Raw genomic sequence first — 15,784 nt, forward strand, 5'->3', positions numbered from 1 at the left:
CGTCGACGCGAGAGCAAGCCCTTGACTTCCGATCTCCTCGCACCACTCGACCTGGCGTTCTGGAACATCGAGTCCGACCAGCACCCGATGCACCTCGGTGCCCTCGGTGTCTTCACGGCGCATTCGCCCACCGCGGGCGCGCACGCCGCCGACCTGCTCGCGGCCCGCGCGGCCGGGGTTCCCGGGCTGCGCATGCGGATCCGCGACGTCTGGCAGCCTCTCGTCTACCCGCCGACCTTCGGAAGCGCGACCCGGGAGCCCGCGCCCCACTTCGACCCCCTCGACCACGTCCGGCTGCACGCGCCGACCACGGACTTCCACACGGCGGCGGGACGGCTCATGGAGCGCCCGCTGATGCGCGGCCGGCCGCCCTGGGAGGCGCATGTCCTGCCCGGCGAGGACGGCACCTCGTTCGCCGTGTTCTTCAAGTTCCACCACGCCCTGGCCGACGGGCTGCGGGCGCTCATGCTCGCCGCCGCCCTCATGGACCCGGTGGACATGCCGGAACCCCGCCCGCGGCCCGCGGAGCCGCCGCGGGGGCTCTTCCCGGACGTCCGCAAGCTGCCGGGGCTCGTCCGCGGCACCCTCTCCGACGTGGGCCGGGCCCTGGACATCGGCGCCTCGGTCGCCCGCGCCACCCTCGGTGTCCGCTCCTCACCCGCGCTGACCTCGCGGCCCACCGGCACCCGCCGCATCGCGGGCGTGTCCCTCGACCTGGACGACGTGCACCGCGTCCGCAAGAGCGTCGGCGGCACCGTCAACGACGTCCTGATCGCCGTCGTCGCGGGCGCCCTGCGCACCTGGCTCGACGAGCGCGGCGACGGCAGCGAGGGCGTGGCACCCCGTGCCCTGATCCCCGTCTCCAGGCGCCGTCCGCGCACCGCGCACCCACAGGGCAACCGGCTCTCCGGCTACCTGATACGGCTTCCGGTGGACGACCCGGACCCGGTCGGCCGGCTGCGCGCGGTGCGTACGGCCATGGACCGCAACAAGGACGCGGGCCCCAACCGGGGAGCGGGTGCCGTGGCGCTGCTCGCCGACCACGTGCCGCCGCTCGGCCATCGTCTCGGCGGCCCCGTCGTCGGCCAGGCGGCCCGGCTGCTCTTCGACATCCTCGTCACCAGCGTGCCGCTGCCCAGCCTCGGACTGAAGCTCGGCGGCTGCCCGCTCGCCGAGGTCTATCCGCTCGCGCCGCTGGCCCGCGGCCAGGCACTGGCGGTGGCGGTCTCGACGTTCCGCGGGCGGGTCCACTACGGGCTCGTCGCCGACGCGGAGGCCGTACCGGACCTGCACCGGCTGGCCCGCGCGCTGACCGAGGAGGTGGAGACGTTGATCATCGCCACCGGCCCCTGAGAGGCCGGTGATCACCGCGGGTTTGGCGCCTTGCCCCCTTGCTCCGTAAAATTCCGCCTTCGAAAGCGAGCGCGGTTCGAGCGCGGCGCGAAAACCCAGGAAGCGGCAACGGCGATGACGGTGACAGAGGACGGCCAGGCGGCTCTCGCCGTGGACACGGCAGAGGACGACCGGGCGGCTTCCGCCGTCGACGCGGCAGCGGAGGCGTACGGGCCCGGCATCGACCCGGAGCGGCTGGCCGTCTGCCTCAGCGTGCTCGACGAGCTCGACAGGATCGACGTCGACCACCCCGACGCCATCGCCGTGCGCCGTGCCACCGCGGGCATCTACCGCACGGTGAAGCAGCGCCGCCGCCAGGATCGCAGGGCCGCCAAGACTGCCCACGACAAGGCCGTCACCGAGTCCACCGCCACCGGTTCCGCCCAGCGCATCGATGACGAGACCGAGGGCATCCTGCCCTCGTCCGTCACCGAGGCCGGCGAGATCGCGGGGATACTCCAGCGCCCGCGCTCCTGCTACATCTGCAAGACGCGGTACGTCGAGGTCGACTACTTCTACCACCAGCTCTGCCAGAACTGCGCGGCCGAGAACCGCGCCCGCCGCGACGCCCGCACCGACCTCACCGGCAAGCGCGCGCTGCTCACCGGCGGCCGCGCCAAGATCGGCATGTACATCGCGCTGCGGCTGTTGCGCGACGGCGCCCACACCACCATCACCACACGCTTCCCGAACGACGCGATCCGCCGCTTCAAGGCCATGCCCGACAGCGACGAGTGGATCGGCCGGCTGAAGATCGTCGGCATCGACCTGCGCGACCCGGCCCAGGTCGTCGCGCTCGCCGACTCCGTCGCCGCCGCGGGCCCGCTCGACATCCTGATCAACAACGCCGCCCAGACCGTACGCCGCTCGCCCCAGGCCTACGGCGAGCTGCTCGCCGCCGAGTCCGGCCCGCTGCCCGCCGGCGAGCTGCCGCCCGCCGAGGTCATCGGTACCTTCGGCTCCGGCGCGGTGGCCGCGCTCCCGGTCCCCGGCGGCGGCGCGCTGACCGCCCAGGACGTCACGGACCTCGCGCTGGTGTCCGGATCCGCCTCGCTGGAGCGGATCGCGGCCGGTACGGCCATCGACGCCGGCGGCCTCGTGCCCGACCTGCACGACACCAACAGCTGGATCCAGGCCGTCGAGGAGGTCACGCCGGTCGAGCTGCTCGAGGTCCAGCTCTGCAACTCCACCGCGCCGTTCATCCTCATCAGCCGCCTGCGCGCGGCGATGGCGGCCGCGCGGGCCGAGCGGACGTACATCGTGAACGTCTCCGCGATGGAGGGCGTCTTCAGCCGCGGCTACAAGGGCGCCGGCCACCCGCACACCAACATGGCCAAGGCCGCCCTGAACATGCTCACGCGCACCAGCGCCCAGGAGATGTTCGAGAAGGACCGCATCCTGATGACCGCCGTGGACACCGGCTGGATCACCGACGAGCGCCCGCACCCCGACAAGATGCGCCTCGCCGACGCGGGCTTCCACGCCCCCCTCGACCTCGTCGACGGCGCGGCCCGCGTGTACGACCCGATCGTGCGCGGCGAGCAGGGCGAGGACCTCTACGGCGTCTTCATGAAGGACTACGCGCCCGGCAAGTGGTAGCCCGGCCCGTGCACGGACCGCGGGTGCGCGCGGCCGGCGGGTGAGGGTTGTCCCCGGGCCGTTCGCGCCGGAGGCGTCGAAGGTCTCGAAGGCCGCCTTCGCCGCCTTCGCCGTCTTCGGACCGGCGGACCTCCGGGACGCGGCGCCACTACGCCGACGGAGTCCGGGGCGGCGCATCCCGCGGTGCGCGGCGAGGCAGCCGCGGCCGGCAGCGGTGTTGTCCCGCCCCGGTGCCCCGACCGTCGCCGCCGACGCGCGGTCTCACCGCCCGCCGTCCGGTGCGCGGGTGCGCAGACGGTCGTGCAGGGCGTGGCCGGCCCCGTGCGCGGCCCGGACCCGGGTCCCTCCGTCGACCAGCAGATCGGCGCCGGTGATCCACTCGGCGGCGTCGGAGGCCAGCCACACCACCGCCCGCGCGACGTCCTCGGGCCGGCCGATACGGCCCAGCGGGAGCCCGGCGCCGAGTTCGTCCTCGGAGTCCTCCCAGACGAAGCGGGCCATCTCGGTGCGGACGAGACCGGGCGAGACGGAGTTGACCCGGACCCTCGGGGCCAGTTCGCCGGCGAGCTGCCGGGTGAGGTGCAGCAGGGCCGCTTTGCTGGTGCCGTACGCGCCCACGAGCGGTCCCACGTGGTCCGCGCCCTCCGTGCACACGTTCACGATCGCGCCGCCGTGCTCGCCCATCCAGCCGTGCCAGGCGTACTGCGCCAACCGCAGCGCGGCCTCGACGTTGACGGTGAACGCCGTACGCCAGCGGTCCGGATCGACGTCCATGAGCGGGCCGTACGGCTGGTTGGTCGCCGCGTTGTTCACCACGAGGTCGAGGCGCCCGAACTCGCGCAGCGCCAGCCCGGTCACGGCTCTCAGATGCGCCGGATCGGCGACCGAACCGGCGAGTGCGACCCCGCCGAGCCGCTCGGCGGCCCGGCCCACCGCGTCCGCGTCCCGGCCGGTCACGCACACCCGTGCCCCCGCCCGGGAGAGCTCCTCGGCGACGGCCAGCCCGATCCCGCGCGAGGCTCCGGTCACGATGGCGGCCCGGCCCCGCAGTCCGTACGGTGACGTCATCCGCGTACCGTCTCATGACGGTCCGTCAGTCGACAGCCCCCAGCCGGGAGTGCTGCGCCGCCACCAGCTCCACCACCGTGCGCCAGTCCTCCAGCACCCCGGCGTGGAGTCCGGCGACCCGGCCCGCGTCGCAGGCCTGGCGCAGGCTCAGCGCGTCGTCGGCGTCGCAGGGGTCCGGCCGGCCGCCGGAGTGGAGGCGTCCCAGGCGGGAGACGCGGGCGCCGAGCAGCGGCCCCACCAGGTCCGGCACCGGCCCGGCGTGCGCGGTGGCGTCGCCGGGGAGCGGCAGCCGGCCGATGCCATGGACCAGACCCGCCACCTGAAGTTCCTTGTCGGCGGGGTGGCTGCGGCGCAGCAGGGCGGCGGTCTGCAGCGCGTGGTCGTGCACGTCGACCGGGCCACCGCTGCCGGCCGCGGTGTGCCGGGTGTCCCGGCAGGCGTGCAGCAGGTCCATCAGCTCCTCGACGCTGCGCAGCTCCATGCTTCGGTCCTTCCGCGAGAAAAGCCGTTGCCGGGCGCCAGCACAACATGGCCGGCTTGCGAACCGGCCAACGGGACCTGAACTGCGCGCCGTGTTCAGTGCCGGCCGTGCGGGTGGTCGTGACCTCCGTGCTCCGGGTGCTCCGCCGCCTCCGGTGACCCGCCCATCGCCCGCAGCATCATCGGGCCGCCGGTGCGCAGGAAGCGCCACACCAGCGCCGCCGCGAGCGCGAGGAAGACGATGTTGAGCCAGGTCGTGTAGTCCCAGGAGACGCCCTCCATGGGAATCCGGGCGTCGTCCTGGTCGGGGACGAGCCCGAGGCCGCTGAAGAGGATCTCCACGACGTACCCGGCGACCACCATGGCCCCGTAGAAGGTGAGCAGCAGGAAGGCCGCCATCCGCAGGCCGTAGTACTTCCGGTAGATGTTCAGGATCGGCAGGATCAGCAGGTCGGCGAAGATGAACGCGACCACGCCCCCGAAGCTGATGCCGCCCTTCCACAGCACGACGGCCAGCGGCACGTTCCCGATCGAGCACACGAAGGAGGCGATCGCCACGAGCGGCCCGATCAGGGGTCCGACCAGCTTCGCCGCGAGCGGATGTCCGTCCAGGAAGAAGGAGCGCCAGAAGGAGTCGGGCACCCAGGCGGCGATGGCACCCGCGATCAGCAGCCCGCCCACCAGGTCGCGCAGGATCGCCACCCACTCCATGACGAACACATGTGCGACCGAGGTGAAGCCCGCGCCGGAGAACAGCCGGTGTCCGAACGAGCCCTCGCCCCGCACCGACATGTCCATCGCCGCGTGGCCCTCCATGGACCCGGCGAGCCCCCGGTCCGCCTGTTCCCGGGCCTGCCGCAGCAGCCGCTCGCGCAGGAACATCCGGAAGAGCACGGCGAGTACGAAGATCATGACTGGACCGCCGACGAACTCGGCGACGGTGAACTGCCAGCCCATCAACAAAGCCAGGATCACGCCGAGTTCGACCACGAGATTGGTGGAGGCGATCTCGAACGCCATCGCCGCGGTGAAGTTCGCACCCTTGCGGAACAGGGAGCGCGCGAGCGCCACGGCCGCGTACGAGCAGGACGAGGACGCCGCGCCGAGCCCGGCGGCCAGTACGAGTGTCCGAGGCCGGTCGTCACCGAGCAGCCGCGCGACCGTCGCGCGCCGCACCACCGCCTGGACCACGGCGGACAGGGCGAATCCCAGGATCAGTGCCCAGGTGATCTCCCAGGTCATCGACCCGGCGATGGACAGTGCGTGCAGGATCGCGTGCATGGGCTCCGCTCTCTCCCAGGGGGCGACTTCCGGGCTGCCCGCGCGACTGTACCCCCTGGGGGTATGAAAGGCGTGCCGTTCCGGCGGGTCGGCGGGGGTGGGGCGCGGAGCGGCGGATTCGGCGCGGGGTGGCCGTGGGTGCGACCGCTACGCCGAACGAGTGGTGTGAACGGGGGATACGTCATCAAATAGACGCAGATCAGCGCTCGGCGGACACCGATCGACGCGAGACGGTTACCTCTTGTTTTCAGCCCCATAGAGCGGGCATCCGCTCATTTGGTTACCCTGTACCGACGGACAGCCTGAAGGGGTCCCACCCACACCCATGGTCCGTCCCGGGACAGCCGGTCACCACGGCCTGCTCTCACACGAGTTACCGGCGCCACCGCGTCCCTAACTGCCTTCGACTCAGACCCGAGCGGGCGTCAGGCGGCCGGAAACAGACTGGCCCCTGCACGTCCCGAGGGTGACCCGACACATAAGGAGTGCGCGGTGACACCGGAGAAGACGAATATCGATCAGCGCCCCAAGGAACGCACGGAGCGAATGGGCCGCCGGCCCGAGAAGAAGCTGGGAAGCCTCGACGTGTGGGCCAGGTCCGCGCCGATTCGCCTCGCGGGTTACGAGGACGACCTCGCCGAGCCCCACATCCTGCCCAGCGTCGACTGACCGACCCGGCGCGAAACCCCCTCGCGACAGCTGACGGCATGGGCGTGCCAGACTCACGCCCATGCTGATCAGAGAAGCCGTGGCCGGCGACTGGCCGCGGATCTGGCCTTTCTGGCACCGCATCGTCGCCGCGGGCGAGACCTACACCTGGGACCCCGACACCCCGGCCGATGCGGCCCGGGACCTGTGGATGGCGCCGGGCAAGCGTGTGTACGTCGCCGAGGACGCCACCGGCACGGTCGTCGGCTCGGCCTTCGTCACCCCGAACTACGGCGGCCCCGCCGACCGCATCGCCAACGCCGGCTTCATGGTCGACCCCGACCACGCGGGGCGCGGCATCGGCCGCGCGCTCGCCGAGCACGTCCTCACCACCGCCAGGGCCGACGGCTACCGGGGCATGGTGTTCAACGCCGTCGTGGAGACCAACCCCGCCGTCACGCTGTGGACCTCACTCGGTTTCACCGTCCTGGCCACCGTGCCGGACGCCTACGAGCACCCCCGGCACGGGCGGGTCGGACTGCACATCATGTACCGCGCGCTCTGAGGGGCGGTTCCTCGCGGTCGTGTCGTCCCGTTCCCGCCGGACGGGCGGCACGGACCGGCCTCAGTCCAGCGGTGCCGTCCGCCGCCACGGACGCAGCTCCTCCAACTGTCCCGCCAGCTCAAGCAGTTCCAGCTCGGTGCCGGGACGCCCGACCAGCTGCACGGCGCACGGGGCGCCGCCCGGCAGAGTCCCGAACGGCACCGCCATCGCGGGCCACCCGGTGAGGTTCCAGGGCGGAGTCAGCGGAGAGTAGTTCGTGTTGGCCAGCAGGTTGCGCAGCCAGCCCCGCTCGTGCCAGGCCGCGGCGGCAGGACCCCGCCGGGCCAGCGCGGGCGTCAGGAGCACGTCGTGCTCCTCGAAGAACGGTGTCAGACGCGTGCGCAACCGCGCACGCCGCTCGCCCGTGCGCACACCGGCCACGAAGCGGCGCCCCACGGCGGCGTGCACACGCGTGCGGCGGGTGAGCCGACGCGGGTCGAGGTCCGCGGCGTCCACCGCGGTCCCCGCCGTCCAGTGCGCGAGCGAGGTGGTGCTCAGCCAGAGCGGGTACGGGGGGTCGGAGGGCCGCACCTGGTGACCCGCCCCGGCCAGCAGCGCTGCCGCCTCCCGGGCCGCCGTCGCGTACGGACGGCCCACGGTCACGCCGGCCAGGGGGCTGCGTACGGAGACCGCCACCTTCCGGACGAGGTTCCCGGAGGGACGTACCGCCTCGGTGTCCGCCAGGACCGTCAGCATCAGCCGGGCGTCCGCCACAGTGGTCGCCAGCGGCCCGTTCTCCGACATGCCGAACCAGTCGCCGTGGCCGATACCGGCCGGTACCGTGCCGTGGCCGGGCTTCAGGCCGACCAGGCCGCAGTTGGCCGCCGGGATGCGCAGCGACCCCATCCCGTCGTTGCCCAGGGCGAGGGGCACCATGCCGGCGGCGACGGCGGCCGCGCTGCCGCCCGAGGAACCGCCGGCCGTGCGCGAGGTGTCCCAGGGGTTGCGCGCGATGCCGTAGACGCTGTCCGAGGTGCCGAAGACGCAGAGCTCGGGCACGTTCGTCAGGCCCACGACCACGGCGCCCGCCGCGCGCAGCCGCGCCACCGTGACGTGGTCCTCCTCCGCGGCCACGTCCGAGGTCGCGGCGGAGCCCTGCCGGCAGGACTCGCCGCGCACCGGCAGGTTGTCCTTCACCGCCACGGGCACGCCCGCGAGGGGGAGCCCGGCCAGGTCCGGGTGGGCGGCCAGCGCGTCGGCCTCCGCGAGAGCCGCCTCGGACCGTACGAGCCGGAAGGCGCCGACCCGGGCGTCGAGCCGCTCGATCCGGGCGAGGTGCTCGGCCACCACCTCGCGGGGGGTGATCCGCTTCTCGCGGACGGCTGCGGCGATCTCGGTGGCGGTCCGGCCGGCCCAACTGCTCACTGGTGCTCCTCGGGGGCAGGGAATTACTGGTGAGTACGAGGAGCACTGTGCCGGGGTGCGGGTGCCGCGTCGAGGGCTGGCGCGCTGGGACATTCACCCCGGTTCTCCTGGACCTTTCACCGAGTGGCCGCTCCGCAGCCCGTACACGGCGCCAGGTCATCCGACCACTACGGCAACTTTCCTGCCTCCAGGCCTCGTTGACAGGTACCGGAACCCGTCTCATCATCAGACATCCGATGAATTGGAGCCGCTCATGGGTACGTATCCAAGACGTCAGGTTCTGGGAGCCACCGCGGCCGTCGCCGCCGCGGCGGCTCTTCCGCTCACCGCGGCGACCGGGGCGCGGGCCGCGGAACCGGCCGAAGGGCCGGCGCCGCAGTGGGTTCCCGTCCCCGCCCCGCTCCCCGTACCGCTCGACGACCACTTCGACAACGACGGCATCGCCCGCGCGGCCGCACCCGGCGGCGACTTCGACGGCTCGGGTTACACCTTCCCCGGTGAGGAACTCCCCGGGGGCCCGGTCGAGGTGGACGGCATCGCCTTCCTCTTCCCGTCCTCCGCCGCGGGCGCCGGGAACAACGTGGTCGCCCTCGGCCAGCGCATCGACCTCCCCCGGGGCCGCTACCTCTCGGCCCTGTTCCTGACGGCGGGCAGCTACGGTGACGCCTCCGGCACGGCCACCGTGCACTACGCCGACGGTTCGACGACGACCGCCGGACTCGGCGGCGCCGACTGGTACGCGACGGGCGGTTCGCTGTCCGCCCCGTACCGCTACCGGCCGGACGGCGGCAAGGACGAGCACAGCGTCGGGATCGGCACGGCGGAGGTCTGGATCGACCCGGGACGGGAGGCCGTCGCCCTCACCCTGCCGACCACCCGGCCGGCCCAGGAGAACCAGACCTCGCTGCACGTCTTCGCCCTCTCCCTCCAACCGGTCGCCCAGGGGCGGGCGTTGGCCCTGCGGGACGCGCACGCCACTCTCTCGCTGCTGGAGTCGACGGGCGCGCAGAGCGTGGAGGCCACCGTCGTCAACGCGGGGACGGTCGCCGTCCTCGCGGGCGACCGGGTGACGGTCGGCGTCGAGGTGCCCGGGGCCCGCACCGTCGAGCCCGCGCGCGTGACCCGCCTCGACCCCGGCGAGCAGGCCCGGGTCCGTGTCGGCATCCGCAACCGCGTGGGCACGGCGCCCGGCACCGAGCACGAGGGAACGGTGGTCGTCGAAGGCCGCGGCCGGCAGGCCGCCGCCGCCCGCCGCACACTGACTCTCGGTGTGCCCGACTACCTCCCCACCGAGGAGTCCCTCGCGGGACACCAGGCCCCGTACTGGTTCCACCGCGCCAAGTTCGGCATCTTCATCCACTGGGGCGTCTACTCGGTGCCCGCCTGGTCACCGGTGGGCGAGCAGTACGCCGAGTGGTACTGGAGCAACCTGCAGAACCCGGACAACGCGGTGTACGCCTATCACCGGGAGAAGTACGGCGAGAACTTCGCCTACGACGACTTCATCCCGATGTTCACGGCCCACCGGTTCGATCCGCGCGCCTGGGTGGAGTTGTTCCGGGACGCCGGCGCCCAGTACCACGTCCTCACCTCAAAGCACCACGAGGGCTTCGCCCTGTGGGACACCCGGGTCGCCGACCGAAACGCCGTGAAGATGGGTCCACGGCGCGACCTGGTCCGTGAACTCTTCGACGCCTCGCGGCGGTTCACCCCCGAGCTGCACCGCGGCCTGTACTTCTCCATGCCCGAGTGGTTCAACCCCGACAACCCCTGGTCGGGCCACGCCCCGCGCAATCCGTACACCCGGGAACCGGTCCCGTACACTGGATACACCGCCGGCAAGGACTATGTGAAGGACTATCAGGCGGCGCAGATGCTGGAACTGATCCACGGCTACGACCCGTCCGTCATCTGGTGCGACATCGGTGGCGCCAACGACAGCCCGCGGGTGCTCGCCGAGTACTTCAACCACGGCAAGAACCGGCCGAAGCCCTACGAGGTCACCGTCAACAACCGCTCGGGCATCGGCTTCCACGACTTCACGACCCCCGAGTACACGACCTACGAGAACACCGTCGTCGCCAAGTGGGAGTCCAGCCGGGGCCTCGACCCGTTCAGCTACGGCTACAACCGGGCCACGCCCGACGCCGCGTACATGACCGCCGAGGAGGTGGTCCGCAGCCTGGTCGACATCGTCTCCAAGAACGGCAACCTCCTGCTCGACATCGGGCCGCGCGCCGACGGCACCATCCCCGAGATCATGCAGACCCGGCTGCGCGAGACCGGCCGGTGGCTGAAGGTCAACGGCGAGGCGATCTACGACACGACGTACTGGTCGCGGATGGCGCAGCTCGGTGAGGACCTGCGGTTCACCGTGCGGCAGAACGAGGCCTTCTACATCCACTCGCTGACCGCGCCCGGCGCCACCCTCACCGTCGAGGCGCCGGTGCCGGTCCGCGGCGGTGACCGGGTGACCCTGCTCGGCCACGACCGGCCGCTCAACTGGACGACGCGGAAAGGGGCTCTGGTGATCGACGTGCCGGAGGCGGCCCGCAGGTCCGGCGAGTACGTCTGGGTGTTCAAGGTGGAGTGGCGCAACTGACCTTCGTGGCACGGGGTTCCGCGCGGCGGCCGCGGCGGCGGTCCTCTCCGACCGGGCTCCCGGTCACGGTGGTCACCACGTCGACCGCGGCTCGCGTCGTCGCCCGGAACCGGCCAGGCGGACATCTCCCGCTCCTGGTCCGGGTGGTCCGCTCCGGCGAACTGCTCCTGGTCCGGGTGGTCCGCCCCGGCGAACTGCTCCTGGTCCGGGTGGTCCGCCCCGGCGAACTGCTCCCGGTCCCGGCGGTCCGCCCCGGCGAACTCCTCCTGGCTCCGGCCGGCCGGCCGCTCCGTGTCAGATGCCGGCCGCCGGCCCCGTGCTCTCCCGTCCGATCAGCCGTGGCACCGGTACCTGGACCGTCCGCGCCGGGCCGCCGTCCAGCAGCGCGGTCAGTTCCCGCGCGGCCGTGCGCCCGAACTCCACGGTGTCGCGGGAGAGCGCGGACAGCCACGGTCTGACCATGCGGCACAGCGCCGAATCCTCCCAGGCCACGACAGACACGTCGCGCGGCACCAGGAAGCCCAGTTCCGTCGCGGTGGCGACCCCGGCGACGGCCATCACGTCGTTGTCGTAGACCAGCGCCGTCGGCGGTGCGCCGCTCTCCAGGACCCGGCGGGTGACGGCGGCACCCTCGGAGTCCGAGTAGTCCGTGGTCAGTGACCGCACCTCGGACAGACCCCGCCGTTCCGCCTCCGCACGCAGGGTGCGGATGCGCCGCTCGGTGTGGGCCAGCCCCGGCAGGCCCGCGATGTGCGCGATCCGGCGGTGCCCGAGCGCGTACAGCTCGCCCACCACCGAGGCCATCGCGCCCGCGTCGTCCGCCCAGACCGTGGACATCCCGGGGTGCCCCGCGTCCGGCACACCGCCGATCACCACCGCGGGCAGGCCCAGCTCCTCCAGCAGGCCGGGGCGTGGATCGTCGGTCCGCGGATCGACGACCAGGACCCCGTCCACTCGGTGCTCGGCCCACCAGCGCCGGTAGACCGCGCACTCGTCGCCCACGTCCTCCACGACCTGGAAGAGCAGCCCGAGATGCCGCTCGGCCAGCACCTCCTGGATGCCGGAGATCAGCTGCAGGAAGAACGAGTCCACGCCCAGGGTGTCGGCGGGACGGGCCACGACGAGCCCGACCGTGGCCGCGCCCTCGCCGGACAGCGCGCGGGCCGCCGTGCTCGGCCGCCAGCCCAGTTGTTCGGCGACCCGGCGCACCCGGTCGCGGGTGATCTCGGAGACCCCGGGCCGGTCGTTGAGAGCGAAGGAGACCGCGCTCTCCGAGACCCCGGCGCGCTGCGCGATGTCCTTCATCGTCGGCCGGCGCGCGGGAGACCGCTTGGCTGGCAACCTGACTCCCCGTTCTGCTGGGACTGCGTACTAATGCGCTTGAGCTGAAGCAATCTAAAGCGCATTAGTGATCGATTGCAAGAGGCTGGTCACACGTCTCTGACCAGCCATGTTTCTTCACTAAAGAGTTTAGCTGGGCCAAATCCATTGACTAGTCGCGCGAGTTGCATGCAAGGTCTGCCCCGGCACCGTTCGCCCCCCCACCGCAGAGGAGCCCCATCCGTGCGTATCTCCCGCAGAGTTCTCGCCGCCGCTGCCGCCGTCGCCGTCGTCCTGCCGCTGAGTGCCTGCGGCTCCGGGAACGACGGCGGTGGCTCGACGGACGCCTCCGGCAAGGTCGAGGGCGACATCACCTTCCAGACCTGGAACCTGAGGGCCAACTTCAAGGAGTACTTCGAGGGCGTGATCGCGGACTTCGAGAAGAAGTACCCGGACACCCATGTGAAGTGGGTCGACCAGCCCGCCGAGGGCTACGCCGACAAGATCAGCGCGGACGCGGCCGGCGGCACCCTGCCCGACGTCGTGAACGTCTCCCCGGACCTCGTCGCCCCGCTCGCCAAGGCGGGCCTCGCGCTGGACCTCGACAAGTCGGCCGCCCAGTACAAGAAGGAGTACCTGGACGGTGCCTGGGCCGGTCACCAGGTACCGGGCATGACCGGGACGTACGCCTTCCCCTGGTACCTCAACACCGGCCCGCTCTTCTACAACAAGTCGCTGTTCAAGGAGGCCGGACTCGACGCCTCCAAGCCGCCGACGACCTACGACGACCTCTTCTCCGACGCGCTGCGGCTGGCGGACAAGACCCACGGCAAGGTGGCCACGCTCGCCAACGTGCCCACCATCGAGGACTTCGGCCGCTACGGCGTCGAGCTGATGAACAAGGAAGGCAGCGCCTTCGCGTTCAACGACGCCAAGGGTGTCGAACTCCTCACCAAGTACAAGCAGTTGTACGACGCCAAGGCGCTCGACCCGCAGGCGCTCACCGCGACCCCGGAGTCGTCCGGCAAGAAGTTCCTCACCGGCGCCGTCGCCATGAACCCCGGCAGCGCCCTCGACCTCGGCAACTTCAAGAAGCAGGCGCCGAACCTTTACAAGAACATCGGCATCACGGACCAGATCACCAGCACCGGCAAGGTGAACATGTACGTCATGGGCGTGATGGTCAATTCGCGCACCAAGCACACCCCGGCCGCGGTCGCCCTCGCCCACTTCGTCACCGACGCGCAGAACCAGATGTCGTTCGCCAAGAAGGTCGCGATCTTCCCGAGCACCGCCGGCTCGCTGGACGACCCGTACTTCACCAAGGAGGACGGGACCGACGAGACGCGAGTGCGGATCGCCGCCGCCAAGTCCCTGAAGAACGCGGTCAATTACACCCCGGTCCTGTTCAGCGAGCAGATGAAGACCGCGCTGCGCAACGAGGTCGCCAAGGCACTCCAGGGCAAGGAGAGCCCCAAGACCGCCCTTGACAACGCTGTCAAGGCCTGCGACCGACTCCTCCAGCAGCAGGGCTGATCCGCCGTGGCGAGTTCCTCGACCGTGTCCGGAGACGGGCGGCGCGGCGCGCGGACGCCCCGCGCGGCGACCCGGGTGCGACGCCAGCTCCCGTACAGCCCCTGGCTGTTCGCGGCACCGGGCCTGCTGATCACGGGTGTCTTCATCCTGTACCCGTTCGTCTCGACGGTGGTCAACTCCTTCACCGACCGCCGCACCCTGATCCCCGGCACGTTCGTGGGCCTCGCCAACTTCCGGGAGCTGCTGCACGACGACATGTTCTGGATCGGCCTGCGCAACAGCGCGCTGTACGTCGTCGGGGTCGTCCCCGCGCTCGTCCTGCTGCCGTTGCTGCTCGCCCTGCTGGTCCAGAAGAACATCCCCGGCATCACCTTCTTCCGGTCGGCCTTCTACACCCCGGTGGTCGCCTCCATCGTCGTGGTCGGCCTGATCTGGGTGTGGCTGCTGGACGAACGCGGCCTGGTGAACTCGCTGCTGGAGACGGTCGGCATCGGCAGGATCGGCTTCCTCAGCGACCAGTGGCTGCTCCTGCTGAGCGCCATGGCCGTCACGGTCTGGAAGGGTCTCGGCTACTACATGATCATCTACCTGGCCGCGCTCGCCAACGTGCCGCGCGAGCTGCACGAGGCGGCGTCGGTCGACGGCGCGGGAGCGGTACGCCGCTTCCTCACCGTCACCGTGCCCGCCGTCCGCTCCACCATGGTGCTGGTCGGCGCGCTCTCCTCGGTCGCCGCCTTCAAGGTGTTCTCCGAGGTGTACCTGATGGCGGGCCCGGACGGCGGACCGGCGGGCGAGGACACCACCCTCGTCATGCTGGTCCAGCGCACCGGCACCGGACTGACCGGCCGGGTGGGCTACGCCTCCGCCCTGTCCGTCGTCGTCTTCGTCGTCACCGTCGCGCTGATGCTGCTCGTGCTGCGCGCCGACCGGAAGGAGGACGCGTGAGCGTGCTGGAGAAGGTACGGCCCGCGGAGCGTCCGGCGCCCGAGCGGCGCCCCCGCCCCCGCGTCACCGACGAGCACGGCCGCCGTGTGCGCGTCTGGGAACTCGTCCTGCGCTACCTGCTGCTGCTCGCCGTCCTCGCCCTGACCGTCGGGCCGTTCCTGTGGCAGCTGTCCACCTCGCTCAAGGGCCCGACCGAGGACATCTTCGACTCGCCGCCGGCGCTCCTGCCCGGCCACCCGACACTGCACAACTACCAGCGGGTCGCCGACACCATTCCCGTCTGGGACTACGCCGTGAACTCGCTCAAGGTCGCGGGCGCCAACGTCGTGACGAACTGCGTCGGTTCGGCCCTCGCCGGCTACGCCCTGGCCAGGCTGCGCTACCGCGGCCGCCGGGTGGCGACACTCGTCTTCATCCTCGCGATGCTGGTCCCCGTCGAGGGCATCATCATCGCCCAGTTCACCACCATGCGTGAACTCGGCCTGAACAACACGCTCATCGGCGTGGTGCTGCCCGGCTGCGTCGGCGCGATGAACGTCCTGCTGATGCGCAACGCCTTCCTCAACCTCCCCTACGAGATCGAGGAGGCGGCCTACGTCGACGGGGCGAACGTCTGGCAGCGGTTCCTGCGGATCGCGCTGCCGTCGGTCAAGGGCACCCTTGCCGTCGTCGCCATCTTCGCCTTCATGGGCGCCTGGGACGACTTCCTGTGGCCGCTCATCGTGCTCAGCGATCCCTCCAAGTTCACCCTCACCATCGGCCTCAACTACCTGCACGGCACGTTCGCCAACGACGAACGGCTCGTCGCCGCGGGCACGATCATCGCCGTGGCACCGCTGATCGCCCTCTTCGCCTGTCTCCAGCGGTACTTCTTCCGCGGTGTGGGCGAGGGCGCGGTCAAGGGCTGAACCCGTACGCCCGTCCTTCCGATTCGCAAGGATCCC

At 71.6% G+C, this 15,784-nt stretch carries 13 protein-coding genes; 8 read left to right on the plus strand and 5 right to left on the minus strand.

Translation table 11 applies throughout. The annotated features are described in order from the left end of the window. Positions 1-21: 21 nt before the first annotated feature. On the plus strand, positions 22-1,353 hold the full coding sequence (locus OHB41_RS39975) for a wax ester/triacylglycerol synthase family O-acyltransferase (protein WP_266704510.1): 1,332 nt from the start codon (positions 22-24) through the stop codon (positions 1,351-1,353). Between the two features lie 114 nt (positions 1,354-1,467). After that, positions 1,468-2,991, plus strand: coding sequence for an SDR family NAD(P)-dependent oxidoreductase (locus OHB41_RS39980; RefSeq protein WP_266704512.1), 1,524 nt, complete (start codon positions 1,468-1,470; stop codon positions 2,989-2,991). A gap of 261 nt (positions 2,992-3,252) precedes the next feature. Here the strand turns inward: OHB41_RS39980 and OHB41_RS39985 are convergent, their stop codons facing one another. From OHB41_RS39985 to OHB41_RS39995, 3 genes are all read right to left on the minus strand, one after another. After that, the gene (locus OHB41_RS39985) at positions 3,253-4,059 is read right to left on the minus strand and encodes an SDR family oxidoreductase (protein WP_266704514.1); all 807 of its coding nucleotides are present in this window, start codon (positions 4,057-4,059) and stop codon (positions 3,253-3,255) included. Between the two features lie 25 nt (positions 4,060-4,084). Beyond that, on the minus strand, positions 4,085-4,540 hold the full coding sequence (locus tag OHB41_RS39990; RefSeq protein WP_266704516.1) for a hypothetical protein: 456 nt from the start codon (positions 4,538-4,540) through the stop codon (positions 4,085-4,087). Between the two features lie 95 nt (positions 4,541-4,635). Then, positions 4,636-5,820: a permease gene (locus tag OHB41_RS39995; protein ID WP_266704518.1), complete on the minus strand. Its 1,185-nt coding sequence runs from the start codon at positions 5,818-5,820 to the stop codon at positions 4,636-4,638. 492 nt (positions 5,821-6,312) lie between these two features. Here OHB41_RS39995 and OHB41_RS40000 point away from each other — a divergent pair, with 492 nt between their 5' ends. Both OHB41_RS40000 and OHB41_RS40005 read left to right on the plus strand, forming a co-directional pair. Further along, a complete protein-coding gene (locus OHB41_RS40000) occupies positions 6,313-6,489 on the plus strand; it encodes a hypothetical protein (protein ID WP_266704520.1) in 177 nt (58 codons plus the stop codon). A 61-nt stretch (positions 6,490-6,550) separates the two neighbouring features. After that, on the plus strand, positions 6,551-7,033 hold the full coding sequence (locus tag OHB41_RS40005; RefSeq protein WP_266704522.1) for a GNAT family N-acetyltransferase: 483 nt from the start codon (positions 6,551-6,553) through the stop codon (positions 7,031-7,033). Between the two features lie 60 nt (positions 7,034-7,093). On the opposite strand, the gene OHB41_RS40010 is transcribed toward OHB41_RS40005, so the two are convergent. After that, positions 7,094-8,437, minus strand: coding sequence for an amidase (locus OHB41_RS40010; protein WP_266704524.1), 1,344 nt, complete (start codon positions 8,435-8,437; stop codon positions 7,094-7,096). Between the two features lie 253 nt (positions 8,438-8,690). Between OHB41_RS40010 and OHB41_RS40015 the strand changes: the two genes are divergently transcribed. After that, a complete protein-coding gene (locus tag OHB41_RS40015) occupies positions 8,691-11,039 on the plus strand; it encodes an alpha-L-fucosidase (protein WP_266704526.1) in 2,349 nt (782 codons plus the stop codon). Between the two features lie 294 nt (positions 11,040-11,333). Here the strand turns inward: OHB41_RS40015 and OHB41_RS40020 are convergent, their stop codons facing one another. After that, the gene (locus OHB41_RS40020) at positions 11,334-12,380 is read right to left on the minus strand and encodes a LacI family DNA-binding transcriptional regulator (protein ID WP_266704528.1); all 1,047 of its coding nucleotides are present in this window, start codon (positions 12,378-12,380) and stop codon (positions 11,334-11,336) included. A gap of 222 nt (positions 12,381-12,602) precedes the next feature. On the opposite strand from OHB41_RS40020, the gene OHB41_RS40025 reads away from it, so the two are divergent. Genes OHB41_RS40025 through OHB41_RS40035 form a run of 3 tightly spaced genes read left to right on the plus strand, consistent with a single transcriptional unit; the run spans position 12,603 to position 15,748 of the window. Then, positions 12,603-13,895: an ABC transporter substrate-binding protein gene (locus OHB41_RS40025; RefSeq protein ID WP_266704530.1), complete on the plus strand. Its 1,293-nt coding sequence runs from the start codon at positions 12,603-12,605 to the stop codon at positions 13,893-13,895. Between the two features lie 24 nt (positions 13,896-13,919). Further along, complete coding sequence (locus tag OHB41_RS40030) at positions 13,920-14,840, plus strand: carbohydrate ABC transporter permease (protein WP_266706497.1); 921 nt, start codon at positions 13,920-13,922, stop codon at positions 14,838-14,840. Then, positions 14,837-15,748: a carbohydrate ABC transporter permease gene (locus OHB41_RS40035; RefSeq protein ID WP_266704532.1), complete on the plus strand. Its 912-nt coding sequence runs from the start codon at positions 14,837-14,839 to the stop codon at positions 15,746-15,748. The genes OHB41_RS40030 and OHB41_RS40035 overlap by 4 nt, the downstream gene beginning before the upstream one ends. The last annotated feature ends 36 nt before the right edge of the window (positions 15,749-15,784 follow it).

It is taken from the genome of Streptomyces sp. NBC_01571 (genome assembly GCF_026339875.1).
Taxonomy (GTDB): domain Bacteria; phylum Actinomycetota; class Actinomycetes; order Streptomycetales; family Streptomycetaceae; genus Streptomyces.

Excerpts from the sequence above, each read along its gene's own strand:
- OHB41_RS40015 (WP_266704526.1), top strand. The coding sequence starts at position 8,691 with ATGGGTACGTATCCAAGACGTCAGGTTCTGGGAGCCACCGCGGCCGTC.
- OHB41_RS39990 (WP_266704516.1), bottom strand. The coding sequence starts at position 4,540 with ATGGAGCTGCGCAGCGTCGAGGAGCTGATGGACCTGCTGCACGCCTGC.
- OHB41_RS39980 (WP_266704512.1), top strand. The coding sequence starts at position 1,468 with ATGACGGTGACAGAGGACGGCCAGGCGGCTCTCGCCGTGGACACGGCA.
- OHB41_RS39985 (WP_266704514.1), bottom strand. The coding sequence starts at position 4,059 with ATGACGTCACCGTACGGACTGCGGGGCCGGGCCGCCATCGTGACCGGA.
- OHB41_RS40005 (WP_266704522.1), top strand. The coding sequence starts at position 6,551 with ATGCTGATCAGAGAAGCCGTGGCCGGCGACTGGCCGCGGATCTGGCCT.
- OHB41_RS39995 (WP_266704518.1), bottom strand. The coding sequence starts at position 5,820 with ATGCACGCGATCCTGCACGCACTGTCCATCGCCGGGTCGATGACCTGG.